Origin of the sequence: Pseudomonas fluorescens HK44, from assembly GCF_000217955.3 — a bacterium.
GTDB classification, from domain to species: Bacteria; Pseudomonadota; Gammaproteobacteria; order Pseudomonadales; family Pseudomonadaceae; genus Aquipseudomonas; species Aquipseudomonas fluorescens_AQ.
The window spans coordinates 965,527-991,821 of record NZ_AFOY02000015.1 but is presented as its reverse complement, the minus strand read 5'-3'; the positions used below and the strand labels follow the sequence as shown (position 1 = coordinate 991,821).

General features: G+C 60.4%; 27 protein-coding genes. 21 read left to right on the top strand and 6 right to left on the bottom strand.

Translation table 11 applies throughout. The features are described 5' to 3' along the window. Positions 1–51: 51 nt before the first annotated feature. Together HK44_RS17275 and HK44_RS17270 are read left to right on the top strand one after the other, a co-directional pair. Entirely contained in the window at positions 52–774 is a 723-nt protein-coding gene (locus tag HK44_RS17275) for an NAD(P)H-dependent oxidoreductase (protein WP_019690240.1), read from the top strand. Between the two features lie 289 nt (positions 775–1,063). Further along, a complete protein-coding gene (locus HK44_RS17270; protein ID WP_019690241.1) occupies positions 1,064–1,624 on the top strand; it encodes a YSC84-related protein in 561 nt (186 codons plus the stop codon). 34 nt (positions 1,625–1,658) lie between these two features. On the opposite strand, the gene HK44_RS17265 is transcribed toward HK44_RS17270, so the two are convergent. Continuing rightward, entirely contained in the window at positions 1,659–1,868 is a 210-nt protein-coding gene (locus HK44_RS17265; RefSeq protein ID WP_031319523.1) for a hypothetical protein, read from the bottom strand. A 288-nt stretch (positions 1,869–2,156) separates the two neighbouring features. Between HK44_RS17265 and HK44_RS17260 the strand changes: the two genes are divergently transcribed. From HK44_RS17260 to HK44_RS17245, 4 genes are all read left to right on the top strand, one after another. After that, entirely contained in the window at positions 2,157–2,315 is a 159-nt protein-coding gene (locus HK44_RS17260) for a DUF3309 family protein (RefSeq protein WP_019690243.1), read from the top strand. Positions 2,316–2,537: 222 nt separating this feature from the next. Further along, positions 2,538–2,753 (top strand): glycine zipper 2TM domain-containing protein, encoded by a 216-nt coding sequence (locus HK44_RS17255; RefSeq protein ID WP_019690244.1) that lies wholly within the window; start codon positions 2,538–2,540, stop codon positions 2,751–2,753. 51 nt (positions 2,754–2,804) lie between these two features. Continuing rightward, positions 2,805–3,254: a hypothetical protein gene (locus tag HK44_RS17250; protein ID WP_019690245.1), complete on the top strand. Its 450-nt coding sequence runs from the start codon at positions 2,805–2,807 to the stop codon at positions 3,252–3,254. 1 nt (position 3,255) lies between these two features. Beyond that, positions 3,256–4,107 (top strand): sensor histidine kinase, encoded by an 852-nt coding sequence (locus tag HK44_RS17245; protein WP_019690246.1) that lies wholly within the window; start codon positions 3,256–3,258, stop codon positions 4,105–4,107. 5 nt (positions 4,108–4,112) lie between these two features. Here HK44_RS17245 and HK44_RS17240 read toward each other — a convergent pair whose 3' ends face one another. Together HK44_RS17240 and HK44_RS17235 are read right to left on the bottom strand one after the other, a co-directional pair. Beyond that, positions 4,113–4,808, bottom strand: coding sequence for a Crp/Fnr family transcriptional regulator (locus tag HK44_RS17240; protein WP_019690247.1), 696 nt, complete (start codon positions 4,806–4,808; stop codon positions 4,113–4,115). Positions 4,809–4,931: 123 nt separating this feature from the next. Then, complete coding sequence (locus HK44_RS17235) at positions 4,932–5,669, bottom strand: helix-turn-helix domain-containing protein (protein ID WP_019690248.1); 738 nt, start codon at positions 5,667–5,669, stop codon at positions 4,932–4,934. Between the two features lie 219 nt (positions 5,670–5,888). On the opposite strand from HK44_RS17235, the gene cls reads away from it, so the two are divergent. Further along, entirely contained in the window at positions 5,889–7,283 is a 1,395-nt protein-coding gene (gene cls / locus HK44_RS17230; protein ID WP_019690249.1) for a cardiolipin synthase, read from the top strand. A 182-nt stretch (positions 7,284–7,465) separates the two neighbouring features. Here cls and HK44_RS17225 read toward each other — a convergent pair whose 3' ends face one another. The 3 genes from HK44_RS17225 to HK44_RS17215 are packed head-to-tail and all read right to left on the bottom strand — an operon-like array spanning position 7,466 to position 11,402. Continuing rightward, positions 7,466–8,626 carry an iron-containing alcohol dehydrogenase gene (locus HK44_RS17225; RefSeq protein WP_019690250.1) on the bottom strand — a complete coding sequence of 387 codons (1,161 nt, stop codon included), beginning with the start codon at positions 8,624–8,626 and terminating at the stop codon, positions 7,466–7,468. 3 nt (positions 8,627–8,629) lie between these two features. Beyond that, positions 8,630–10,021: an aldehyde dehydrogenase family protein gene (locus tag HK44_RS17220; protein WP_019690251.1), complete on the bottom strand. Its 1,392-nt coding sequence runs from the start codon at positions 10,019–10,021 to the stop codon at positions 8,630–8,632. Between the two features lie 7 nt (positions 10,022–10,028). After that, a complete protein-coding gene (locus HK44_RS17215) occupies positions 10,029–11,402 on the bottom strand; it encodes a glutamine synthetase family protein (protein WP_019690252.1) in 1,374 nt (457 codons plus the stop codon). Positions 11,403–11,615: 213 nt separating this feature from the next. Between HK44_RS17215 and HK44_RS17210 the strand changes: the two genes are divergently transcribed. From HK44_RS17210 to fdhE, 14 genes are all read left to right on the top strand, one after another. After that, on the top strand, positions 11,616–11,933 hold the full coding sequence (locus HK44_RS17210; RefSeq protein ID WP_019690253.1) for a Rieske (2Fe-2S) protein: 318 nt from the start codon (positions 11,616–11,618) through the stop codon (positions 11,931–11,933). 89 nt (positions 11,934–12,022) lie between these two features. Next, positions 12,023–13,471: a Fe-S cluster assembly protein SufB gene (gene sufB, locus HK44_RS17205; protein ID WP_019690254.1), complete on the top strand. Its 1,449-nt coding sequence runs from the start codon at positions 12,023–12,025 to the stop codon at positions 13,469–13,471. Positions 13,472–13,487: 16 nt separating this feature from the next. Next, positions 13,488–14,252 carry a Fe-S cluster assembly ATPase SufC gene (sufC, locus tag HK44_RS17200; RefSeq protein ID WP_019690255.1) on the top strand — a complete coding sequence of 255 codons (765 nt, stop codon included), beginning with the start codon at positions 13,488–13,490 and terminating at the stop codon, positions 14,250–14,252. Continuing rightward, on the top strand, positions 14,249–15,559 hold the full coding sequence (gene sufD, locus HK44_RS17195) for a Fe-S cluster assembly protein SufD (RefSeq protein ID WP_019690256.1): 1,311 nt from the start codon (positions 14,249–14,251) through the stop codon (positions 15,557–15,559). Before sufC ends, sufD begins: the two co-directional genes overlap by 4 nt. Further along, positions 15,556–16,830, top strand: coding sequence for a cysteine desulfurase (locus tag HK44_RS17190; protein WP_019690257.1), 1,275 nt, complete (start codon positions 15,556–15,558; stop codon positions 16,828–16,830). Before sufD ends, HK44_RS17190 begins: the two co-directional genes overlap by 4 nt. Further along, positions 16,827–17,285 (top strand): Fe-S cluster assembly sulfur transfer protein SufU, encoded by a 459-nt coding sequence (sufU, locus tag HK44_RS17185; protein ID WP_019690258.1) that lies wholly within the window; start codon positions 16,827–16,829, stop codon positions 17,283–17,285. Before HK44_RS17190 ends, sufU begins: the two co-directional genes overlap by 4 nt. A gap of 6 nt (positions 17,286–17,291) precedes the next feature. Beyond that, positions 17,292–18,140: a putative Fe-S cluster assembly protein SufT gene (sufT, locus tag HK44_RS17180; protein ID WP_019690259.1), complete on the top strand. Its 849-nt coding sequence runs from the start codon at positions 17,292–17,294 to the stop codon at positions 18,138–18,140. 24 nt (positions 18,141–18,164) lie between these two features. Further along, complete coding sequence (locus HK44_RS29435) at positions 18,165–18,638, top strand: thioredoxin domain-containing protein (protein ID WP_019690260.1); 474 nt, start codon at positions 18,165–18,167, stop codon at positions 18,636–18,638. A gap of 87 nt (positions 18,639–18,725) precedes the next feature. Then, positions 18,726–20,153 carry a thioredoxin domain-containing protein gene (locus HK44_RS17175; protein WP_019690261.1) on the top strand — a complete coding sequence of 476 codons (1,428 nt, stop codon included), beginning with the start codon at positions 18,726–18,728 and terminating at the stop codon, positions 20,151–20,153. Positions 20,154–20,195: 42 nt separating this feature from the next. Further along, positions 20,196–20,543, top strand: a complete 348-nt coding sequence (locus HK44_RS17170; protein WP_019690262.1) for a carboxymuconolactone decarboxylase family protein — start codon at positions 20,196–20,198, stop codon at positions 20,541–20,543. A gap of 144 nt (positions 20,544–20,687) precedes the next feature. Beyond that, the gene (fdnG, locus tag HK44_RS17165; protein ID WP_141651725.1) at positions 20,688–23,753 is read left to right on the top strand and encodes a formate dehydrogenase-N subunit alpha; all 3,066 of its coding nucleotides are present in this window, start codon (positions 20,688–20,690) and stop codon (positions 23,751–23,753) included. After that, positions 23,753–24,703: a formate dehydrogenase subunit beta gene (gene fdxH / locus HK44_RS17160; protein WP_019690265.1), complete on the top strand. Its 951-nt coding sequence runs from the start codon at positions 23,753–23,755 to the stop codon at positions 24,701–24,703. The genes fdnG and fdxH overlap by 1 nt, the downstream gene beginning before the upstream one ends. Continuing rightward, positions 24,700–25,353 carry a formate dehydrogenase subunit gamma gene (locus tag HK44_RS17155; protein ID WP_019690266.1) on the top strand — a complete coding sequence of 218 codons (654 nt, stop codon included), beginning with the start codon at positions 24,700–24,702 and terminating at the stop codon, positions 25,351–25,353. Before fdxH ends, HK44_RS17155 begins: the two co-directional genes overlap by 4 nt. Before the next feature lie 4 nt (positions 25,354–25,357). Next, a complete protein-coding gene (gene fdhE, locus HK44_RS17150; RefSeq protein WP_019690267.1) occupies positions 25,358–26,284 on the top strand; it encodes a formate dehydrogenase accessory protein FdhE in 927 nt (308 codons plus the stop codon). Positions 26,285–26,295: the final 11 nt, after the last annotated feature.

Below are 26,295 nucleotides of genomic sequence, written 5' to 3'. Positions count from 1 at the left end.
TGCCCATTACCGTCTTCAAACACACAGCGTGCAAATGTCTAAGGAATTGCCATGAAAGTACTGATCGTCCATGCCCATCCGGAGCCGAAATCCTTTACCGCTGCATTGCGTGACCAGGCTGTCACGACCCTTGAAGCCCAAGGGCATGAGGTCCAGGTCAGCGACCTGTACGCGATGAACTGGAACCCGGTGGCAAGCAGCAATGACTTTTCTTCGCGGGAAAATCCTGAGTATCTGGTCTATGCGCTGGAGCAACGTTTGGGTGTGAAGAGCCAGTCACTGGCAGCGGACATTCAGTCTGAACTCGACAAGCTGTTGTGGGCGGACTTGCTGATCCTAAACTTCCCGATTTTCTGGTTCTCCGCCCCGGCCATGCTCAAGGGTTGGATCGACCGGGTGCTGGTGTCCGGTGTCTGCTACGGCGGCAAGCGCTTTTACGATCAGGGCGGGTTGAGCGGCAAGAAGGCTCTGGTGAGCGTAACGTTGGGCGGTCGCGAGCATATGTTTGGCAAGGATGCAATTCACGGCCCGTTGCAGGACATGCTGCGGCCAATTTTGCGCGGCACGCTGGCCTACGTCGGGTTTGAGGTGCTGGAGCCGTTCGTGGCCTGGCATGTGCCATACATCAGCGATGAGGCGCGCCAGACATTCCTCGAAGATTATCGCCTGCGTCTGGAGCACCTTGGCGATGAGCAACCGCTGGAGTTCCCGCGGTTGTCGCAGTTCGATGAGCAGCTGTATCCGTTGCGCAACCCGGCAACCGCCGACGCCTGATCAACACCACACACCCTGCTCGCGATAGCGGACTGTCAGTCAGCATTGATGTTGAATGAAACACCGCATCGCGAGCAGGCTCGCTCCCACAGGTTCTGTGTCATGGGCAGCTTGAGGGTGGTTATCGAGTAGCTGCGCCACGATTGAAGCCTTTCAGCGGCTGGCAGTGTGCGCCACCGAACAGACACCGGCCGGTCGCTACTACACTTTAATGAACAGTCAGCGGCTGCCAATCCTGATGGATATCGGCTCGCCGCATTGTTTGCGTCACTCGCATCGGAGTACAGCCATGACAAGCTCACTACGCTCACTGTTGTTTATCGCTCTCACAACCCTGTCTCTGGCTTCAACAGGTTTGCTCAACACCGCAAGCGCCGCAACGGCCGCAGACCTGGAACAGGATTCGCGGCATGCCTTGCAAATGCTCTACAAAGCCAATCCGGTGGCCGAGACCATGTCGCGCACTGCCAAGGCCGTGCTCGTATTCCCTAAAGTTATCAAGGCGGGTCTGGTATTTGGTGGCAGTTATGGTGAGGGGGTCATGTTCAGCGGTTCAAAAGTAGACAATTACTACAACACAGTGACCGGTTCATGGGGCTTGCAGGCGGGTGCCCAGTCCTATGCTTATGCCGTGTTCCTGATGACTGACAAGGCGGTCAAGTATGTACGTGAGACCAAGGGCTGGGAAGTTGGTGTAGGTCCGACGGTTGTTCTGGTTGATGAAGGGCTGGCGAAAAATCTGTCGAGCTCGACATTGAAGGACGATGCTTATGCGTTTGTCTTTGGCCAGCAAGGCTTGATGGCAGGCGTCAGCATTGAAGGCACCAAGATTTCGCTGATCAAACGATAAATTCGACAACGTATATCCGGGTTAGAGAGGCTGCCTAAGGCAGTCTCTCCCAGACTTCCGTATTGGCTAATTCGCTGTCGGTCGCGTGTTTTGCGTGGCCGTTTATAGGGTTCAGTTCATAACTGCCGGCGGCGTCATAGGCGGCCAAATAGCGTACGCCACTTAATTTGTGGAGGTAGCGCAGCAATGGATGGCACTGTGCATTAATACGCTGTACCAGGGCGGATTCGGTCATTGTGTTCATGGTTTTACCTGCTGCAGCGAAGGCTGCTCTGTGGTTATTTTTATTCTGTGCCTGATCGTCGCAGCGTTCTGTACGCCATCACACACTGGGCACTCTAAATGACGCAAAAAAAATTGCATAAGCGGAATAACAACGACCGCGTCTCTGATCTATCAAACACTGACGATATGTGTGTTGCCGTACAGACCGCACCGGGTACTTGCGTCAAGTTGGTAGCCTGCAACGCGCAGATCAAGGTCTCACTGCCTGCACCCATTTCACCTACTTGAAGACCCAAGGAGAAAAGCCATGAGCTTGGGAACCATACTGTTGATCCTGTTGATTTTACTGCTGTTTGGCGCTATTCCGACATGGCCGCATAGCCGAAGCTGGGGCTATGCGCCGAGCGGTTTATTAGGCGTGGTCGTTATTGTCCTGGTTGTGTTGCTTTTATTGGGGAGAATATGACGTCGATCGACAAATAATCCGCCGCTCAATTAGTGGTTGCGGTGAATAGTAGGGAGGTATTCGCCGCGGGCGCGTGCGACAGCATTAACGTCGACTACTTTCTGTTATCAACCTGTTAATAAAACAAACAGCTATCCGTGCACTAGCGCACAGACTCAATCCGGCCACTACGCGCACTCTGAGTGTCAGGCAGATTGCTGCCAGTCATTTACCGGAGAAAACATGAAAATCTTGCAGAAGTTTACGCACGGTGCCTTAACGGTAGCCGTGCTCATCAGTTTGAGTGGTTGTCCCAGTATGTCGACACAAGGGCGTAACACGGCCATTGGTGCTGGCGTCGGTGCTGTCGGTGGGGCTGTTCTAACCGGAGGCAGCGCCTTGGGTACTGTCGGTGGTGCGGCCGTTGGCGGAATCGTTGGGCACGAAATCAAAAAGTAGTTCCCCCACGCCACCGTCATTCGTTTTAGTACGATTCAAGGAGTGTTTATCATGATGTTCAGTCATTCACTGACGCTTTCAAGACTCACCCTGGCCCTATTGCTGGGTGTGTCTCCCGTGGTGCTGCATGCAGCCACCGCAGAACCGGTTGACATGTCGGCCGTGCAGTTGGAGCCGCAGGAGCAGAATGGCATCCGCTATCTGACGGGAGGCATCGGCCTGGATGAGTCAAAGGCCTTGCTCCAGACCCAGGGCTACAACCTTCACATGACCTTTTCAACGGGGCCGGCCAATCAGTACGTCAGCAATGTCGACGTGGTCATCCAGAGCGAAAAAGGTAGCCCGCTGTTGTCGCTGAGTCAGGTGGGCCCCATCGTGTACGCGCAACTGCCGGTAAACAAATACGTGGTCATCGCCCGTTTGAATGGTCATGAAGAGCGCCACACCATTTCAGTCAATGGTAAATCCATCGAAACGCTGAACTTGCACTGGAGTGAATAGCGTGCAACCGAGTATTGCGTACCACGGCACGTTTCATGAGGTGAGGCCGTTCAAGACCGATGACCGGCCTCTCGCTGCACGCATGCTTGCCGAGCGGCATCTGGCGATGAACCTCAAGGCCCACTATGCAATGGACGTTGCACGGGACGTGTTATGGCGCAGTTACGCTGCGGCAGAAGACCGGGCGCTGTTCGCCGAACAGTTGATCGGGATTGTCAGTCACGACCTGCGCAACCCGTTGGCGGCGATAAAAATGGCTTCGCAATTGCTCGGTTGCCGTGACTTGCCTCCTAAACAAGCACAAATACTTGGCCACATCACGCACGCTGCAGAGCGCGCGCAGCGCCTGGTGGCAGACCTGCTGGACTTCACCCTGAGGCAAGTCGGGCGAAGCATTGCGGTGTCCCTCAGGCCGGTTGATTTGCACACATTGGTGGGCGAATGCCTGGACGAGCTGAGTCTGGTGTTCCCTGAGCACACGCTGGCCCATCTTTGTGTCGGCCAAGGTCATTTCATCGCCGACCGTGATCGGCTCTACCAGCTTATTGGCAATCTGGTTGCCAACGCGATTGCCTATGGCACGGCTGAGGGTGGGGTCACGGTGTCTTCGTGCTTCGAGGACCAGGTGATCATTGCCGTGCACAACCTTGGCACGCCGATACCCTCGGAGTTGCTCGACAACGTGTTCGAACCGATGATTCGCGGCAGTCACGATAACGCAAAACTGCGCAGTGTCGGGCTCGGCCTGTTCATTGTGAGAGAGATTGTCAGAGCGCATCACGGCGATGTACGGGTGACCTCCTCGATAGAAGGCGGTACCACGTTCACGGCGACCTTTCCCTTGGCACGATAGTCGTGTCATAGCGCAGGCGAGTGGGTGTCGCTATAGCACTCGCATGACGCCGCTTCCAATCCCTTGCGGTCAAGAATCGTGATTTCACCACGGGTGTAACGGATCAATCCACGCTGTTGCAGCGTGCCGGCGGCCAATGTCACGCCACTGCGCCGAACCCCGAGCATGTCCGCGAGGGACATGTGGGTCAGATGAAAGTGATTGGCGTGCGCGCGATCATGGGTCATCAGCAACCAGCGCGCCAGGCGTGGCTCGATCTCGTGAAAATGGGTACAGGCGGCGGTTTGAGCGAGCTGCATCATCTGCACATACAGGTACTGATTGAGCCTGCGCAACAATAACGGGCTCTCGCGCAGCGCGACCTGCAGCTGCAAGCCACTCATCCTCAGGCACGTACCGGCGCCTTGCACCACGGCGCGCATGGGGGCGGTATTAACCCCCAGAGCAAGCGTCGCCCCAAGTATCCCTTCATTGCCGATCAGGCTCATGTGCAGCGGAGGGTGGCGGTACAACGTCACCACTTCAGCGATGAGCGCTGTTTGAGGGAAATACACATGCAGGATCGGATGACCCGGTTCGCACAGGACAGTGCCAAAGGCCAGTTCGACGTTATCGCACTGTGCCTCCAGCCGGCCGTAGTCAGTCTTCGACAGCCCCTGGAGTAGCCGGTTTTCTATGGGTCGCCCAGACGTAATTGGCATGCGCAGATCCTGCGGCACAGTGGGCCCTGGATGGGCGGGACAGGTGCCGGGGCCGTCTCATGTTTTAAGTGTGGGTGACTCTGGCAGGCCGGTCTGTTCGCTAGAACACGCAGGCACTGGCAATCAGCGAGTCGGCTTTAGCGGAACGTAGGGCAGCAGGCGCTCGGTTTCTTTTCTGACCACCGCGTAGCACTCGCAACTCAGTTGCTCGAGTGCGGCCCTGTCCAGCACCTTGATGTGGCCACGGCTGTATTCGATAACGCCCAGGCGTTGCAGCTTGCCTGCGGCATCGGTCACGCCTTCGCGGCGTACGCCGAGCATGTTGGCGATCAACTCCTGGGTCATGATCAGTTGATTGTCTTGCAGGCGATCGAGAGACAGCAGCAACCAGCGGCACAATTGTTGATCAATCGAGTGATGGCGGTTGCACACCGCAGTCTGGGCCATCTGGGTAATCAACGCCTGGGTGTAGCGCAACATCAGCAGGAGCATCTCCCCGTGGCGGTTGAACTCATCCTTGAGTCGCTGGCCGGGTAACCGGAAGGCATGTCCGGCACTCTGGACGATTGCCCGGCTTGGCGTGCTTTCACCACCCATGAAGACGGCGATGCCGATCAAGCCTTCATTGCCGACCACTGAAATTTCCGCCGAGGCGCCGTTTTCCATCACGTACAGCAGGGACACGATGGAGTCGGTGGGGAAGTAGACGTGTCGCAGGGCATCCCCGGACTCGTAGAGCACCTTGCCGAGCGGCAGGGTGATCGGCACGAGGTAGGGCAGCAAGCGCTCCAGCGACTGTGTCGGCAGAGCCGCCAGCAGATGGTTCTGTTGTGGCTTGGGAGCATCAAGCATGTCAGCCATCGTCCGAAGTTGAGATTCCCTATCTCTACAGATTAATCCATGGCGCGCTGCGTACATGACTGTGCTTAACCGTCTGTCGGTATTGCTGCACGCATTCGAACCCGCTGTCAGCGATAAAAAATCCGCAGGGCTGCGGTGCAGAGTCTAGATTTAAGAGCGTTATCGCACCGAAACTGTGCTCATTTACTGCGCACCCCTTCAGTTTCGGGCGGAGGCTGCATGAACCTGTTTTCAATCCGGATTTTGCTGCGAACGCTGACAGTGCTGAGCCTGACACTGCTCGTGGCGTGTGGTTCGTTGCCCACTATCGTTCCCGATATGGCCTACACCAACCCGGCCTCTGTGAAGATCGACAGTACGCACGGACCGCTGTCAGCCGAACGCAGCAAGGCCGTTATTGACCGTTTGAAGGCCAATGGCGTCCAGACGAACATCTTCGACCTGCATATGGCGATCGAGGAGGCCATCGTCGGCAGCCCTTTGACGGACGGCAACAAGGTCGAACTGTTACAGAACGGTCCGACTACCTACCAATCAATGATCTCTGCGATTGGCAGCGCGCGTGATCACATCAATATCGAGAGTTACATTTTTGACGACGATGAAATCGGCGAGCGCTTTGCAGCAGCGCTGATTGCCAAACAGGCGGCTGGGGTGCAGGTCAATCTGATCCGGGACAGCGTCGGTACCCTCAGCACACCTTCGGCTTTTTTTACCCGCCTGACCAACGCTGGCATCAATGTGCTGGAATTCAATCCGGTCAATCCCGCGACCGCCAAGGCTGGGTGGCAAGTGAACCAGCGGGATCATCGTAAGCTACTGATCGTTGATGGCCGCATTGCCTTCCTCGGCGGTATCAACGTGAGCAGTGTCCATTCAGGCAACTCGTTCAGCCTGAACGCCAAAGTCAAACCTGGCGGCAAGTTACCTTGGCGCGACACTGACCTGCGGGTTGAAGGGCCGGCAGTGGCTGAATTGCAAAAGCTATTTATCGAAACGTGGCAAAAGCAGAAAGGCAAACCGCTTGCGGCACGTCATTACTTTCCGCAGACCGAACGCAAAGGTCACGAGGTCGTACGTGCCATCGGCAGCTCGCCAGACGAACCCTACAGCCTGATCTACGCCACGCTGATTTCGGCGCTGCGCAGTGCGCAAACTGAAATCTGGCTGACTAACGCCTACTTCGTACCCGATCCGCAGTTGCTGGCGGAGCTCAAGAATGCTGTGGCACGCGGCGTCGATGTGAAACTGGTGCTGCCCAGCAGCACTGATTCCTGGCTGGTATTCAACGCTGGCCGCAGGCACTACACCAAGCTGCTGGAGGCCGGCGTCAAGCTCTACGAACGCCGCGATGCCTTGCTGCACGTCAAAACTGCGGTGATCGATGGTGTCTGGTCCACGGTCGGCTCTACCAATCTTGACTGGCGGAGTTTTCTGCACAACCAGGAAGTCAACGTCGTGGTACTGGGCAGCGGATTCGGCGAGAAAATGCGTGCAGCGTTCCTCGCGGACCTGCTGAAGTCGAACGAAATTACGCTTGAAAAGTGGCAGCGGCGTTCCCTTGATGTAAGAGCCAAGGAGCAGTTTGCGCACCTCTGGGAGTACTGGCTGTGAGGCAAGCACAATCGATGCAGCTGGGGCTTTTGATCCGGGCGAAATCCATGTGGGAGCGAGCTTGCTCCGGGCGGCGTTCCGACGAAGGCGGTGTGCCAGGCTACATTAATGTCGACTGACACTCCCTCATCGCGAGCAAGCTCGCTCCCACAGATTCCTACCTTAACTGACAGGCATTGGCGCTAGAGCCGGCCGTGATACGCCGCGTCGAAAATCTCTGCCGCGCCATTGCGGGTCAAGGGCAGCGGGTTACCGCCAGCGCACGGATCGACAATCGCCATGTCGGCGATCAGGTCAGCCTGCCGATCATCCACTCCCAGCTCAATCAGCGTATGCGGCACGCCGATGTCCTTGCGCAACTTGAGGACGAAGGCCAGAAAGCTGTCAAAGCCAGGCGAGGGCAGTCGCAAGTAAGCGGCCAGGCGGGTGATGCGTTCCTCGATGGCCGGGCGATTGAATTTCAAGACATAGGGCATGAAGGTGGCGTTGGTCATGCCGTGGTGGGTGTCGTACAGCGCACCGACCGGATGTGCGAGTGCGTGCATCCCGCCCAGGCCTTTCTGGAAGGCGGTGGCTCCCATCGCGGCCGCCGCGAGCATTTCCGCACGCGCCTCAAGATCGGAGGGAGTGCGTACTGCCCGCACCAGCGCATTGGCCACCAGGCGCATGCCTTCTACTGCGATACCTTCGGCCATGGGGTGGAAACCGGGTGCGCAGTAGGATTCCAGGCAATGGGCAAAGGCATCCATACCGGTGCCGGCAGTAACTTTTGCCGGCATGCCGACGGTGAGCGCCGGGTCGCTGATGACCACCCGCGGCATCATTTTCGGGTGGAAGATGATGCGTTTGGTGTGCGTACTCTCATCAATGATCACCGCTGCACGGCCGACTTCGGACCCCGTACCTGCCGTGGTCGGCACCGCAATGACCGGGGCGATGCTGCTTTCGTCGGCGCGGGTCCAGTAATCGTCGATGTCTTCGAAATCCCACACCGGCCGGGTCTGGCCGCTCATGAAGGCGATCAGCTTGCCCATATCCAGACCGCTGCCGCCACCGAAGGCGACCACGCCGTCGTGCTTGCCGGCGCGCCAGGCGTCGAGCCCTCCCGCCAGGTTGGCCTCGACCGGATTCGGCTTGAGGTCGCAAAACAGCGCTACGCCGAGGCCGGCGGCGCGTAAGGATTCCAGCGCCGCGGTGGTGATCGGCGCGCGCGCCAGGCCACTGTCGGTGACCAGCAACGGTCGCTGGATACCTTGGCTGCGGCAGGTGTCGGCCAGTTCGGCGATGCGGCCAATACCGAAGTGGATGCTCGTGGGGTAGTTCCAGTTCGCAGTCAGGCTCATGGCTCAGATCTCATGGCGCAGATGGAAGGATTTGGCTCGGGTCAGGTGTTCGTAGCCGATGCGCGACAGCGTGACGCCGCGCCCGCTGTTTTTCACCCCGGTCCAGGCCAGCGCCGGGTCCAGGTAATCGCAGCGGTTCATGAATACGCTGCCGGTGGCGATCTCGTTGCCGATGCGTTCGGCGGCGGCGAGGTCGGTGGTCCAGATGGAAGCGCTGAGCCCGAATTCGCTGTCGTTCATCAAGGCGATGGCTTCGTCGTCGCTGGCAACCGGCATGATGCCGACCACTGGACCAAAGCTTTCCTCGCGCATCACCGACATTTGATGGCTGACGTCGACCAGCACCTGTGGCGCTAGGTAGGCGCTGCCCGGCACGTCCGCTGGAAAGGCTTTTGGATCGATCAGTGCTTTTGCGCCTTTTGCCAGCGCTTCGGCGATCTGCCCGCGCACGAACTCGGCAGCTCCCGGATTGACCAACGGGCCGAGGGTGGTGGCTTCGTCCAGTGGGTTGCCCAGCACATATTGGCGAGTCAGGGCGGCAAAGCGCTCGACAAACACCGGGTAAATTTTTTGATCGACATAAATGCGTTCGACGGCGCAGCAGCTTTGCCCGGAGTTGAAGAAGCTGCCGTCCACCAGGTTTTCCACGGCATGCTCAAGGTTGGCGTCTGCGCGGACGTAGGCCGGGTCTTTGCCGCCGAGCTCCAGCCCCAAGCCGAGGAAGAGTCCGGTGGCGGCGATTTCGATGGCTTTGCCGGCTTCGACCGAACCGGTGAAATTCACCTGCTGCACCCGTCCAGAGGCAATGATCGCAGCGGTATAGGTGTGATTGAGCAGCAGGTTCTGGAACAGACCTTCAGGCAGATTGGCCCGGCGAAAGGCTTCGGCAAACCGATCGCCGACCAGCAGCGTTTGCGAGGCGTGTTTGAGGATCACGCTGTTGCCAGCCATCAGCGCCGGAATAATCGTATTTACCGCCGTCAGGTAGGGGTAATTCCACGGAGCGATAACCAGCACCGTACCTAGCGGCTCGCGTTTTATCTGGCGTCGAAAACCTGCGACAGGCGTGGGCTCAACTGCTGCCAACGCTTCAGGCGCAATGGCAATCATGTGCCGGGCACGCTCTTCGAAACCGCGCAGCTCACCGGCGCCAAAACGCACCGGGCGGCCCATCTGCCAGGCCAGTTCCGGCACTATTTCGTCTTTCATTGCCAGCATCGCGTCCACGGCGGCACTGCATAAAGCGGCGCGTTCGCTCAGTGGCCGGCGCTTCCATGACGCCTGGACGGCTGCGGCAGCCGTCAGCGCCTGCTCGATCTGCACCGCATTGGCGCAGTGGCGTTCGGCGTAGACCCGGCCATCGACCGGGGAGATAAGTTGAATCGTCGAAGTCATGATGGTCTCAATAGCGCTCAAAGCCGCGCTGCAGTTCCCAGTCGGTTATCCGTCGGTCGTACTCTTTCTGCTCCCATTCGGCGGTGTGCACGTAGTGGTCGACCACTTCGTCACCGAAGGCCTCGCGCAACATGCTTGAGGCCTTGAGCGCGGCGCAGGCTTCGCGCAGGGTCTTCGAGACTTCCGGCAAGTGTTCGTCGAGGTAGGCATCGCCTTCAAAGGGTGGCGCCAGGTTGAGCTTTTCGTCGATACCGGCCAGGCCCGCGGCGATCAACGCGGCGAAGGCCAGATAAGGGTTGAGGTCGGCGCCGCCGATGCGACATTCGATGCGGATGGATTTGCTGCCTTCGGCGCACAAACGAAAACCTGCCGTGCGATTGTCCCGACTCCAGATCGCCCGGGTCGGCGCGAAAGTGCCAGCCTGGAAGCGCTTGTACGAATTGATATAGGGGGCGAGAAAACAGGTGATGTCGTTGGCGTACTTAAGCTGCCCGGCCACCCAGGAACGCATCAGCGCCGACATGCCGAACTCCGCCTTGGGGTCGAAAAACAACGGCTTTTTGCCATTCTTGTCCCACAATGAGTTGTGGATATGGCTGCTGGACCCGGCGGCGTCATAGCGCCACTTGGCCATGAACGTGATCGCCTTGCCCTGCAGCTGCGCGATCTCTTTGCAGGCGTGCTTGATGATCACGTGCTGGTCGGCCATGGTCAGGGCATCGGCATAACGGACGTTGATTTCTTCCTGGCCCGGGCCCCATTCACCCTTGGAGTTTTCCACGGGAATGCCGGATGCCTGCAGGTGTTTGCGAATCGCCCGCAGCACCGGCTCCTCGCGGGTGGTCTGGAGGATGTTGTAATCCTCGATGTAGTGGCCGGCGGTTTTCGGCTTGTGGTAGTTGCGCTCGTGGATGGCCTCGTAACTCTCGTCAAACAGATAGAACTCCAGTTCAGAGGCAAACATGCCGCTGTAACCGCGCTCATGCAGTCGCGCGATCTGCTTTTTCAGGATTGCCCGTGGGCTGTGGGGCAGGTCCCGCCGATGGTGGTGATCGAGCACGTCGCAGAGCACCAGCGCCGTGCATTCCAGCCACGGCACGCGACGCAAGGTGGCCATGTCGGGTTTCAGTACAAAATCGCCATAGCCTTTGCTCCAGCTGGCGGCGGCGTAACCCGGCACCGGCTCCATGTCGATGTCGTCGGCCAGCAGGTAATTGCAGCAGTGGGTTTCTTCATGGCCGCTGTCGATGAAAAACTCGACCTGGAATCGTTTGCCGACCAGTCGCCCCTGCATATCGACCATGCAGACCAGCACGGTATCGATATCACCTGCGGTAGCGGCGAGTTTCAGTTCTTCGAAGCTGAGAAGGGGCTCGGTCATCACGTCAGTCCTGCGTGAATGGTTTGGGCCTGTCTGAAATAGCTGTTGCAGACGCTCTTCAGAAAAACCCAAAACCTGCAGGCGCGAGCATCGTGAGCAATGAGCTGCTGAAAGCTTAGCCTACTGCTGCGGGGCGCAAGTCTCGGTGATCGGATCCCGACGAATCAGCAGCAGCTCCAGCAGCTAAAATGACACTCAAGAGGGAGTGGCACTATGAGTGAATTCGTCAAGGTCGCCTGCGTGGGGGATGTCGAACCGGGTAACGGCATAACCGTGAACCTTGGGGGCACGCCCGTTGCGTTGTTCAATGTCGATGGCCAGTATTTCGCCATCCACAACACCTGCCCGCACGAAGACGGTTCGCTGGGGGAGGGAATACTGTGCGACAACGTGGTGATTTGCCCGGTTCACGCCTACGAGTTCGACGTGACCAGCGGCGAGTGCCTCACAGAACCGGCTTATCAGGTCGAACAGTTCGAGGTCCGGGTGGACGGTAACGACATCCTGTTACGGCAATCGTCGGATGTTTGAACGCTACGGACGCGCTGGGGTCGCAAGGAACAGGTAAGGAGTATAGTTAAACGATCACATCATCCTGCCAACAGCAGGAGGCATCCGCGATGAGCACTGACAATGCCAGGATCCGCGAACTCAGCAACCGGGCCTACAAGTACGGCTTTGTCTCTGATTTTGAGAGCGATGCGGCCCCGCGCGGCCTCAACGAAGACCTCATCCGCCTGATCTCGACCAAGAAGAACGAGCCGCAGTGGCTGCTCGACTGGCGCCTGAAGGCCTATCGCCACTGGCTGACAATGCGCGAGCCCACCTGGCAGAACGTCCACTTCGATCCCATCGACTACCAGGACATCATCTATTACTCGGCGCCCAAGCCGAAAACGCCGGGGCCGACCAGTCTTGACGAGGTCGATCCCGAGCTGCGCGAGATGTTTGGCAAGCTTGGCATCTCGCTCGCCGAACAGGAACGGCTGACCGGCGTTGCGGTGGATGCCGTGGTCGACTCGGTCTCGGTCGCGACCACCTTCAAGCACAAACTCGCCGAAGTCGGAGTGATCTTCTGCTCGTTCTCCGAGGCCGTGCAAAACCATCCGGAACTGGTGCGCAAATACCTCGGTTCGGTCGTGCCCTACAGCGACAACTTCTTTGCCACATTGAACTCGGCGGTGTTTTCCGATGGTTCCTTCTGCTACGTGCCCAAGGGCGTGCGTTGCCCGATGGAGCTGTCGACCTACTTCCGCATCAATGCCGCGGACACCGGCCAGTTCGAACGTACGCTGATCGTCGCAGAGGAGGGCGCCTATGTGAGCTACCTCGAGGGCTGCACCGCGCCGATGCGCGACAATAACCAGTTGCACGCGGCGGTGGTCGAACTGGTTGCGCTGGATAACGCCCAGATCAAGTACGCCACAGTGCAGAATTGGTACCCCGGCGATGCCGAAGGGCGTGGGGGTATCTTCAATTTCGTCACCAAGCGCGGCAAATGTGCAGGCGCGCACTCGAAGATTTCCTGGACGCAGGTTGAAACCGGCTCCGCGATCACCTGGAAATACCCGGGAGTGATTCTCCAGGGCGATTATTCGGTCGGCGAGTTCTATTCAGTCGCCCTGACAGCCAATCACCAGCAGGCGGACACCGGCACCAAGATGATCCACATCGGCCGACACACCCGCAGCACCATTCTGTCCAAGGGGATTTCTGCCGGTCATGGACAGAACACCTACCGCGGTCTGGTGAAAATCCAGAAAGCCGCGACCGGTGCCCGCAACCACACGCAGTGTGACTCGCTGCTGCTGGGCAGCGAGTGTGGCGCGCACACGTTTCCTTATATCGACGTGAAGAACCCCAGCGCTCAGGTCGAGCATGAGGCCTCCACGTCGAAGATCAGCGACGAGCAGCTGTTTTACTGCCGACAGCGCGGCATCAGCGCGGAGGACGCGGTGTCGATGATCGTCAACGGCTTCTGCCGCGAGGTGCTCAAGGAGCTGCCGATGGAGTTCGCGGTGGAAGCCCAGAAACTGCTGGGTGTGAGCCTGGAGGGCTGCGTGGGCTAAGGCCCGGGGTGGGAGCATGCTCGAGATCAATGATCTGCACGCCAGCGTCGACGGCCGTGAAATCCTGCGGGGTATTACGCTGCGGGTGGAAGCGGGCGAGGTGCACGCGATCATGGGACCGAACGGCTCCGGCAAAAGCACGCTGGCCCAGGTCCTCGCGGGCCTTGAGACCTACGAGGTCAGCGGCGAGGTGCTATATGACGGCCAGGACCTGCTCGCCATGCCGCCGGAAGCACGGGCGGTCGCCGGGATTTTCCTCGCGTTCCAGTACCCGGTGGAAATCCCCGGCGTCGGCAACCTCTACTTTCTGCGCACGGCCCTCAATGCCGTGCGCAAGCAGCGCGGGCTTGAAGAGCTCGATGCGCTGGATTTCCTCGAGCTCGCCAAGGAGCGCATGGCGCTGGTCGAGATGGACCAGAGCTTCATGAACCGCTCGGTCAACGTCGACTTCTCGGGTGGCGAGAAGAAGCGCAACGAGATTTTCCAGATGGCGATTCTCGAACCCCGGCTGGCGATCCTCGACGAGACCGACTCGGGCCTCGATATCGACGCGCTACGGACAGTCGCAGCTGGCGTCAATGCGCTGCGCAGCAAAGACCGCGCACTGCTGGTGATCACCCACTATCAACGATTGCTCGACTACATCGTCCCGGATCGCGTGCATGTCATGGCCAACGGCCGGATTGTGCAGTCCGGCGGCAAGGAGCTGGCCGTCGAGCTGGAGAAATACGGCTATGCAAGCTATGAGCAGGACTCTGCAGCGCCCGGAGCCAGGCCATGAACAGCGCGGCGTTTCTCGCCAGGCTCGAGCCCCGGGCCGATGCCCGGCATCCTGTCTGGCTGCAGGCGTTACGCCTCGAGGCGTTCCAGCGGGTGGCCGAACTGGGCTTTCCCACGGCCAAGGACGAAGCCTGGAAGCACACGCGAGTTGCGTCCATCCTGGAGATCCCTTTCCAGCCTGCCGAACCGGGCGTGAGCCGGCACCCGTCTGCTGCCAGTGTCGAGCGGCTGGCCGGCGATTATCGTGGCCCGCGGCTGGTCTTCGTCAATGGCTATTTCGCTACTGAACTCTCGGCACTCAAGGGGCTACCTCCAGGCACCCAAGTGACCCATTTCGCGCCGCTGCTGCGCGCCGACAGTGGGACGCTCGAAACCCTGATTGCCCATACGTTCGGCGTGCAATCGCAAGCCTTTACGGCGCTGAATACGGCGCTCGCCGAGGATGGGGCGTTGGTGCAGATACCCGCCCACACGACGCTCGAAACACCGATCCATCTGGTGTTCCTCTCGGAGCCGGGCGCTACGCCACGGGTGACACATCCGCGTGTTTTGGTGCGGGTGGGGGCGGGGAGCCGGGCGATTCTGGTGGAAAGCCACGTCGGTAGCGAGGGCGAGGTCTACTTGAGTAACGCTGTCAGCGAGGTGGTGCTCGACGCGGACGCTGTACTTGAACATTACGCGCTGCAGAACCAGAGCACGGCGGCGTTCCATGTCGCGCTGCTCAGCGTGCGCCAGGCTTCGGGCAGTCACTTTGCTTCGCACTCTTTTGCATTGGGCGCCACTCTGGCACGGCAGGAGGTGCGTGTTGTGCTTGAGGGGCCCGGCGCGGAGGTCGCCCTGAATGGTTTGTACCTGCCGCGAGGCCAGCAGCACCTGGACAACCAGACAACCATCGAGCATCGGGCCCCGCGTTGCATCAGCCGCGAACGCTATAAAGGCGTGATCGATGAGCATGGGCATGGAATCTTTGACGGCCGGATCATCGTACGCCCGGGAGCGATGAAGACCGATGCCAGCCAGACCAACAAGAATCTTTTGTTGTCGACGTCGGCCCAGGTCAACTCTCAGCCACGACTGGAGATCTTCGCCGATGACGTCAAGTGTGCTCACGGTGCCGCCGTCGGCCAACTGGATGAGCAGGCTATTTTCTACCTGCGCTCACGGGGGATTCCGCTGGCGGCAGCGCGGTCGCTGCTGACCTTTGCGTTTGTCAGCGAGATGCTTGAGCTCATTGAGCTGGAGCCGTTGCGCGAGCATGTGCAGCGACTGGTCACCGCGCAATTGCGCGGGCGGGAGGTGTCGGCATGAGCGACCTCGAAAACCGCCTTCAAGGGCTATCGAAACCGCTCCACCTTACGCCAGGCTACGACGTCGAACGTGTGCGCCGGGCGTTCCCGATCCTTGCGGAGACGATCTACGGCAAGCCGCTGATTTACCTCGACAGTGCCGCGACCAGCCAGAAGCCGCAGGCGGTCATCGACGTCATGTCGCACTTCTTTTCAAAGGAGAACGCCAACGTGCACCGTGGCGTGCACTACCTCTCGGTGCGCGCCACCGAGGAGTACGAGAAGGCTCGGGCCAAGGTCCAGGGCTTCCTCAATGCCGAGTCCGTCGAAGAGATCGTTTTCGTCCGCGGCACGACCGAAGCGGTCAATCTCGTGGCGCAAACCTATGGCAAGACTCAGCTCCGTGCAGGCGACGAGGTGTTGATCACTGCCATGGAACACCATTCGAATATCGTGCCGTGGCAGATGCTCTGCGAGCAGACTGGCGCCCGGCTGCGGGTGGCGCCAATCAACGACGCTGGCGAACTGCTGCTCGATGAGCTGGAACGGTTGATCGGGCCCAGGACCCGGCTGGTGGCTGTCACTCATGTCTCAAATGTGCTCGGCACCATCAACCCGATCAGGCGCATCGTCGATCTCGCCCACGCGCGGGGCGTACGCGTGCTGGTCGACGGCGCCCAGGCAGCTCCGCACCTCAAAGTCGACGTGCGAGCACTGGGCTGCGATTTTTACGCCTTGTCCGGTCACAAGATGTACGGCCCCACCGGCATCGGCGTGCTCTACGGTCGTCACGAGCTGCTCGAAAGCATGCCGCCGTATCAGGGCGGCGGCGACATGATTCTTTCGGTCAGCTTCGAGAAAACCGTCTACAACAAGCCGCCGTACAAGTTTGAAGCGGGAACGCCGAACATGGCCGGCGCGATAGGCCTCGGCGCGGCGATCGATTTTCTCGCTGAACTGGGGCCAGAGGCGATTGCGGCTCACGAGCAAGCCGTGCAGGCCTACGCAACGAGGGCGCTGGCGACGGTGTCCGGCCTGCGGCTGATCGGTATGGCAGCAGATAAGGTCGGTGTGCTTTCGTTTGTCCTCGACGGCATCCACCCGCACGACATCGGCACCATCCTCGACCGCGAAGGGATCGCGATTCGCACCGGGCACCACTGCGCACAGCCCTTGATGAACCGTTTCGGTGTGGCCGCCACGGCTCGCGCGTCACTCGGCTGCTACAGCACCGAGCGTGATATCGATGCGCTGGTGGCGGGGCTGGCCAAGGTTCAGGAGGTGTTCCGATGAGTGGCGACGAACTGCGCGACCTCTACCAGGACGTGATCATCGACCACGGCAAGCGGCCGCGTAACTTTCACCCGCTTGAGGACGCGACCTGTACGGCGGAGGGTTTCAATCCGCTGTGCGGCGATCAACTGAAGATTTATCTCAAGCTTGCGAACGGGGTGATCGAGGACATCAGCTTTCAGGGGGTTGGCTGTGCCATCTCCCAAGCCTCGGCCTCCCTGATGACGCTGGCGGTGAAGGGGAAAAAGCCTGCGGAGGCGCAGGCACTTTTTGCCCGGGTGCATACGTTGCTCACCGAAGGGCCAAACGCCCGGGTGACACCCGCAGAGCTCGGTAAACTCGCGGTGCTTTCAGGCGTTTGGGAATTTCCGGTGCGGGTCAAGTGCGCCACTCTGGCCTGGCACACGCTGCGAAGCGCCCTCGAAGGCGGCGCCTCGCAGGTCACGACGGAGTAATCAGCCATGGCAGCCAAATTTGCAATCCCCAGTATTCACCTGCGCGAACCGGCGCGCAGGGTCTTGCTCGATGCTTTGGCGGACGGGCACGTGCGCGGTGTGCGGCTCAGGATCGACGAGCACTTCGCGCATGAGTTTTTCTTCGAGCGCGCTGCCGAAGGTGATATCACGGTTGAGGCAGACGGCATCAAGCTGTTGCTTGATCCCGCAAGCGCGGGGCGGGCCGATGGCTTGTCCGTCGATTTCGAGTATGACCTGCATGGCGCCGGCTTCCATTTCGATAACCCGAATAAACCGGGCTATCTGCAACCGATCGAACTCACGCGCGACTGCGCGGTGACTCTGATTCCAGGCGGGGAGCGACTGCAACTGGGCCGTGGCGAGCGGGTGGTGGTAACCCAGGCGCTCGGTGGCAGCTTCACGGTGCAAATCTCCAGGGGCCGGCTGGCACGGATCGCCGCCGCTGACGCCGATGCGTTGGGGCGGGATGCTCAGCAGCAAGGGCAGCCCCAGGTGAGCAGCCAACCAACGAGCAGAGGTGGCTTCGACATTCAGCAGGTGCTCGACATGCTGCGCACCGTCTACGACCCGGAGATTCCGGTCAATGTGGTCGATCTCGGGCTGATCTACCACTGTGAAACCCGCCTGCTCGCCGACGGCGGCCAGCGCGTCGAGATCAAGATGTCCATGACCGCGCCCGGTTGCGGAATGGGCGATGTGCTGCAGGAGGAGGCGCGCACTAAAGTCCAGACTATCCCTGGGGTCAGCGAGGTCGAGGTCGAGATCGTCTGGGACCCGCCTTGGGATCAAAGCCGCATGTCCGAGGCGGCGCGTTTGCAGTTGGGGCTGTTCTGAGGAACCCGGCGTGATGAGCCAGCCATGAGCAATCGACTCGCCAACGAGACTTCGCCCTATCTGCGCCAGCACGCAGAGAACCCCGTCGATTGGTATCCGTGGGGCGAGGAAGCGTTCCGCCGCGCGCGCGACGAGGACAAGCCCATCCACCTGTCGCTGGGCTATGCCGCCTGCCACTGGTGTCATGTGATGGCTCACGAGTCGTTCGAGAACCCCGAGACCGCGCGCCTGATGAACGAGCGCTTCATCAATATCAAAGTCGACCGCCAGGAACGGCCTGACCTCGACGACATCTATCAACACGTCGTACAAATGATGGGGCAGGGCGGTGGCTGGCCGTTAACGGTGTTCTTGACTGCGCAGCGCGAGCCGTTTTTCGGCGGCACTTACTTTCCGCCAGACGACGGTTATGGCCGGCCAGGCTTCTCTCAACTCCTGCTCGGTCTGAGCGACGCCTGGCAGAACAATCGCGCGGCGCTGCAACAGAACGTCAAGTAGTTCCTTCAGGGTTACCGCAAGCTGGAGGCGGCGGAGCTGGAGGGTGATACACCGCTGGAGCCAGACCAGCCGGCTGCCGCTGCCCGGTTGTTTGCCCGAAACACCGACCCGGTGAACGGCGGCCTGGGTAACGCTCCGAAATTTCCCAACCCGGCCTGCCATGATCTCGTCCTGCGCCTCTATCAGCGTCTGCACGAGCCGGATTTGCTGCATTCGGTGGAGCTGACCCTCGATCGCATGGCCGCCAGCGGGCTCTACGATCACCTGGGCGGCGGCTTTGCTCGTTATTGTGTGGATGAACGCTGGGCCGTCCCTCATTTCGAAAAGATGCTCTACGACAACGGCCAGCTCGTGAAGCTCTATGCCGACGCCTATCGCGAGACCGGCAAGCCTGCCTGGCGGCGTGTGTTCGAGGAAACCATCGACTACATCCTGCGTGACATGACCCATCCTGAAGGTGGTTTCTACGCCAGTGAAGACGCTGACAGCGAGGGCGAAGAGGGCAAGTTCTACGTGTGGACACCCGCTCAGGTGCAAGCCGCGCTCGGTGAGCCGGATGCTGCGCTGGCCTGCCGGGCTTACGGCGTCACCGCCACCGGCAACTTCGAGCATGGCAGCAGCGTGCTGCACCGTGCAGTCGAACTGGACGCGGCGCAGGAAGTACAGCTCAAGGGGCTGCGCGACAGGTTATTGCTGGCGCGTGCCCAGCGAATTCGTCCGGGGCGCGACGAGAACATCCTCACCAGCTGGAACGCGTTAATGATCCAGGGGCTCTGCGCGGCATACCAAGCGACCGGAACCACAACGTATCTGGACGCCGCGAGGCGCGCCGCCGATTTCATTCTGGACCGACTGTCGACACCAGAAGGTGGCCTGTACCGGGCCTGGCGAGAGGGCGTGGCGAAGGTCCCAGGCTTCCTCGAAGACTACGCCTTCCTCGCCAACGCCTTGATCGATCTCTACGAGTGCGACTTCGATAAACGCTATGTCGAACGCGCCACGCAACTGGTTGAGGTGATCCTCGACAAGTTCTGGGAGGACGGGCTCTACTTCACGCCCAGCGATGGCGAGCCCCTGGTGCACAGGCCTCGAGCGCCACACGACAGTGCCTGGCCGTCGGGAACCTCGGCCTGCGTGTTGGCTTTCCTGCGACTTTTTGAACTGACCGGCCGCGAGCTTTACCGCGAGCGTGCCGAGCAGGTACTGGCGATGTACCGCGCCGCAGCCGCACAGAATCCCTTCGGCTTCGCCCATCTGCTGGCGGCGCAGGACTGGGTACAGCGTGGCCCGATCAGCATCGTCATTGCCGGCGAACGTTCCGCCGCCAGCGCCTTGGTCGCGAGTTTGTTGCGCCGCTACCTGCCGGCGCGCGTCCTGGCCTTTGCCGAGGATGTGCCCATCGGCGCGGGCCGGCATACGCTCGCGGGACAAACCAGCGCCTATGTCTGCCGAAACCGCACGTGTGAACCCCCGGTAACCAGCGCCGAGGAGCTTGTAGAACGCTGTCTGAAGTAAAGGGCAAGACCTGAATCGAACCGTCAACGCGAGGAGACTACGATGGACAACAAAAGCGATCACAACCCGTACACGTACCAACGTCTCAAGCATCTATATCCTGATTACTTCAGTGCTTTGGAGGCCTTGGGTACAGCGGTGCATCATGCCGGGCCGCTGGACGCGAAAACCGTCCAGCTGATTCAGCTCGGTGCCGCGGCGGCGATCCGCTCGGAAGGCGCCGTGCACAGTCATACCCGACGAGCGCTGGCGGCGGGCGCCACGACAGAGGAGATCCATCACACACTGATCGCATTGACCAGCACGATCGGTTTCCCGACGGTCATTGCGGCCATGAGCTGGGTGGATGACGTGATCGGGAAAGGAGGCAATGACGCGCCGGAGCTCTGAGTACACCGCCGACGACCGGATTTCGTTACATCCCGGGCAATCTTGACTATAGTTTCAAGTGTCGGCGGCCGTCATTCAGTCACCGTGTTCGTCCAAGATTTCCCGGGCAAGTTCCGGGTAACTCCACCTGATCAGGAGCGCACGATGGACCTCAACCGTCGTCAGTTCTTCAAGGTCGCCGCTATCGGCCTTGGAGGCTCCAGCCTGGCCGCGCTGGGCATGGCCCCCGCGCCAGCCTTCGCCGAGCAAGTCCGCCACTTCAAGCTGGCTCATACCCGTGAAACCCGCAATACCTGCCCCTACTGTTCGGTGGGTTGCGGCTTGATCATGTACAGCCAGGGCGATGCGGCCAAGAACGTCAGCCAGAGCATCATCCATATCGAAGGGGATGCCGATCACCCGGTCAACCGCGGCACGCTGTGCCCCAAAGGCGCAGGCTTGCTGGACTTCGTCCATAGCCCCAGCCGGCTGCAATATCCGCAGGTACGTAAACCGGGCAGCAAGGAGTGGACGCGGGTGTCCTGGGATGAAGCACTGGATCGCATCGCCGACCTGATGAAGGCCGACCGTGACGCCAACTTCATCGAGAAGAACGCCCAGGGCCAGACGGTCAACCGTTGGCTGACGACGGGTTTTCTCGCTGCCTCGGCATCTTCCAACGAAGCCGGTTACATGACCCACAAGGTCGTTCGCAGTCTGGGCATGCTGGGGTTCGATAACCAGGCACGTGTCTGACATGGCCCGACGGTGGCAAGTCTTGCCCCAACGTATGGCCGAGGTGCGATGACCAACCACTGGACCGATATCGCCAACGCGAATCTGGTCCTGGTCATGGGCGGTAACGCCGCCGAAGCCCACCCCTGTGGCTTTAAATGGGTGACCGAAGCCAAAGCGCACAACCAGGCGCGACTGATTGTGGTCGACCCGCGCTTCACCCGTACCGCCTCGGTGGCCGACTATTACGCACCGATCCGCACTGGCACCGACATCGCCTTCATGGGCGGTCTGATCAACTATTTGCTCACTGAAAACAAGATCCAGCACGAGTACGTGCACGCCTATACGGACGTGGCGTTCATCGTCAAGGCTGACTTTGGTTTCGAGGACGGGCTGTTTACCGGCTACGACGCGACCAAGCGCACCTACAGCGACAAGTCCAGTTGGGGCTATGAAATCGGCGAGGACGGTTTTGCCAAAGTCGATCCGTCCCTGATGCACCCGCGTTGCGTCTACCAGTTGATGAAGCAGCATTACAGCCGCTACACCCTGGAGCTGACCAGTCAGATCTGCGGCATGCCGCAAGACGCCCTGCAGAAGATCTGGGAAGAGATCGCCACTTGCTCGCAACCGGGCAAGACCATGACGATTCTCTATGCGCTGGGCTGGACCCAGCATTCGACGGGCTCGCAGATGATTCGCAGCGCGGCCATGGTGCAGTTGCTGCTGGGCAACGTCGGCATGCCGGGCGGGGGCGTCAATGCCCTGCGCGGGCATTCCAACATCCAGGGCCTGACCGACCTCGGGTTGCTGTCGAACCTGCTGCCCGGCTACCTGACCCTGCCGGGCGACGCCGAACAGGACTACGACGCCTACATCGCCAAGCGTGCGCTCAAGCCACTTCGGCCCGGACAGCTGTCTTACTGGCAAAACTACGGCAAGTTCCACGTCAGCCTGATGAAGGCCTGGTACGGCGCCAATGCCACCGCCGACAACCACTGGGGCTACGACTGGTTGCCCAAGCTCGACATCCCCGGCTACGACATCCTGAAAGTGTTCGACATGATGTCCAAGGGGCAAATCAACGGCTACGTCTGCCAAGGCTTCAATCCTATCGCAGCCTTGCCCGACAAAAACCGGGTGATGGCCGCGCTGGCCAAACTCAAGTGGCTGGTGGTGATGGACCCCCTCGCCACCGAGACCTCGGAGTTCTGGCGCAATGTCGGGCCTTACAATGATGTCGAAACGGCCGGCATCCAGACCGAAGTCATCCGCCTGCCCACCACCTGCTTCGCCGAAGAGGACGGCTCGCTGGTCAACAGCGGCCGCTGGCTGCAATGGCACTGGAAGGGCGCCGACGGCCCGGGACAAGCACGCACCGACATCAAGATCATGAGCGAGCTGTTCATCCGTTTGCGTCAGCGCTACCAGGCCAACGGCGGTGCTTTCGCCGAGCCGATTCTCAAGCTCAGCTGGCCCTACAAGATGCCTGACGATCCGACACCGGAAGAGATTGCCAAGGAGTTCAATGGCTACGCCGTTGCCGACGTCACCGACGCCACGGGAGCGACGCTCAAGGCCGGGCAGCAGTTGTCCGGTTTCGCCCAGCTCAAGGACGACGGCAGCACGGCGTCGGGCTGCTGGATCTTCTGCGGCAGCTGGACCGAGCAGGGCAACCAGATGGCCCGCCGCGACAACAGCGACCCTTTCGGAATGAAGCAGAACCTGGGATGGGCCTGGGCCTGGCCGATGAACCGGCGCATTCTCTACAACCGCGCCTCGGCCGACCCGAAAGGACAACCCTGGGATCCGAAAAAGCGCCTGGTGTGGTGGAACGGCAAGACCTGGGGCGGCACCGACGTGCCCGACTACAAAGCCGACGTGGCGCCGGAAGCGGGCATGAACCCGTTCATCATGAACCCCGAAGGGGTGGCGCGTTTCTTCGCCCTCGACAAGATGAACGAAGGTCCCTTCCCGGAACATTACGAGCCGTTCGAAACGCCTATCGGCATCAACCCGCTGCACCCCACCAACAAGAAGGCGACCAGCAACCCGGCCGGGCGCATCTTCGATTCGGTCTGGGAGTCGCTCGGGACGGCGAAGGATTTCCCCTATGCCGCCACGAGCTACCGGCTCACCGAGCACTTCCATTTCTGGACCAAACACTGCCCGATCAATGCCATCACCCAGCCCGAGCAGTTCGTCGAGATTGGTGAAGCGCTGGCCAAGGAAAAGGGGATTGCCCCAGGCGACCGGGTAAGGGTCAGCTCCAAACGCGGGCATATCGAGGCGGTGGCGGTGGTGACCAAGCGGATTCGTCCGCTGCAGGTCAACAACCAGACCGTGCACCATATTGGCATCCCGTTGCACTGGGGTTTCACCGGGGCAACCCGGCATGGCTACCTGACAAACACCCTGGTGCCGTTCCTCGGTGACGGTAATACACAGACCCCGGAATCCAAGTCGTTCCTGGTCAATGTGGAGAAAATCTGATGGCCAACCAAGACATCATTGCCCGTTCGGCCACCACCACCTTGCCGCCTTCGGTACGCCAACAGGAGGAAGTCGCCAAACTCATCGATACCACCAAATGCATCGGTTGCAAGGCCTGTCAGGTGGCCTGTTCGGAATGGAACGAATTGCGCGACGAGGTCGGTCACAACCATGGAACTTACGACAACCCGCAGGACCTCAGCGCCGAGACCTGGACCCTGATGCGCTTCACCGAGCACGAAACCGACGCCGGCAACCTTGAATGGCTGATCCGCAAGGACGGCTGCATGCACTGCGCCGAGCCCGGCTGCCTCGCGGCCTGTCCAAGTCCGGGGGCGATCATCAAGCACGCCAATGGCATCGTCGACTTCGATCAGGACCATTGCATCGGCTGCGGCTATTGCATCACCGGCTGCCCGTTCAACATTCCGCGCATTTCGCGCAAAGACCACAAGGCCTACAAGTGCACGCTGTGTTCGGACCGGGTAGCGGTCGGGCTGGAACCGGCGTGCGTCAAGACCTGCCCGACCGGCGCCATTGTGTTTGGCAGCAAGGAGGACATGAAAGAACACGCCGCCGAACGCATCGTTGACCTCAAGTCACGGGGCTTCGACAACGCCGGTCTGTACGATCCTGCCGGCGTCGGCGGCACGCATGTGATGTACGTCCTGCACCACGCCGACCAGCCATCGTTGTACGCCGGTTTGCCAAATCAGCCAGCCATCAGTCCATTGGTCGGGCTGTGGAAAGGCGTGAGCAAACCACTGGCGTTGTTGGCCATGGGCGCCGCGGTGCTGGCGGGTTTCTTCCATTACGTGCGCATCGGCCCGCAGCGCGTCGAGGAAGACGAACACCCACCGGGCAAGGACTCCAGCGTGCATGAGGTCGACCCGACCGTGCATGTCTATGACCCGAAAACGCCAGGATCGCAGGAGGACAGGCGACCATGAAAGACAAAACGATCCTGCGCTATAACGTCAACGAGCGCACCAACCACTGGCTGGTGGCGATTCTGTTCTTCATGGCGGCCCTGTCGGGTCTGGCACTGTTCCACCCGTCGCTGTTCTGGCTCAGCGAGTTGTTTGGCGGCGGGCCCTGGACGCGCATCCTGCACCCCTTCATGGGCGTGCTGATGTTCGTGTTTTTCCTGGGGCTGGTGATCAGCTTCTGGCGGGCCAATGTCTTTATTGCCAACGACCGCCTGTGGCTGAAACGGGTCAACCGGGTGATGCGCAATGAGGAGGAAGGCGTACCGCCCATTGGCAAGTACAACCCGGGGCAGAAGCTGCTGTTCTGGACCCTGCTGGCCTGCATGCTGGTGCTTCTGTTTAGCGGGGTGGTGATCTGGCGAGTCTATTTCAGCCAATACTTCGGTATCACCTCGATTCGCCTGGCGATGCTGTTGCATGCCCTGGCGGCGTTCGTGCTGGTGCTGAGCATCATCGTGCACATCTACGCCGGCATCTGGATCAAGGGCTCGGTCAGCGCGATGCTGCATGGCGGGGTCAGCCGTGCCTGGGCGAAGAAACATCATGCACTCTGGTACCGCGAGGTAACGCGCGACGAGAACCCTGACAGCCAGATAAGCAAGAAAGGATGATGCCTTGAGCACGATACTCGAGCCCGGACAAATCGAGGCGGCGGCAAGCACGCCGCCATTCCTGCGCCTGCCGCCGCACAATCTGTTCACCTTGCGCGCGATGCGCCTGGAGCGACTGGCCAACGGGCATCCACTGGCCGACTTCCTGCGGCTGGTGGCCGACCTGTGTTACGTCCAGCAAAGCCTGTTGGACGAGCCACCGCTGGCCCCGGCGCCGGACCCTGAGCGTCTGTTGTTGTGCCAGGAACATGGCTTGCCGCCGCTCGCTGCCGACAGTCTGGTGCGCGAGGACGGCTGGCTGCCGTACCTGGAAACCTTGCTGCGGCGTTACCAGGCGCCGCCGCGTTCGGCCGTGAAAAGCGCCGTGGCAACCTTGCACACCGCCAGCGCCGGACAGCGCAAGGTCTGGGCGATTGCCTTGCTCAGCGGCCAGTATGCAGCGCTGCCAGCGGCACTGGTGCCGTTTCTCGGTGCGGCGTTGCAGGCGGCATGGAGCTATTGGCTGCTCAACATGCCGGCGGGCGAACTGAAGCCTTGCGCCAGCCTTGGCCAATGCCCGGCCTGTGGTTCGCCGGCCATGGCCGGGGTGATTCACCAGCGAGGAAAATACAACGGGTTGCGTTATCTGGTCTGTTCGCTGTGTGCCTGCGAATGGCATGTGGTGCGGGTCAAGTGCGTCTATTGCGAGCAGAGCAAGGGGCTCAAATACTTAAGTTTCGAGGATGATCGGCATACGGCCAGCCAGGCGCCACTGCGGGCTGAAATCTGTCCCGGCTGCAACAGCTACCTGAAACTGCTCTATCTGGAAAATGACGCTGACGCCGAAGCCCTCTCAGCGGACCTCGCGAGCTTGACGCTGGACATGCGCCTGGACCTGGAAGGTTACCAGCGGCTGGCACCGAACCTGATGCTGGCGCCAGGGGGAGATTGATCACAGCGGCT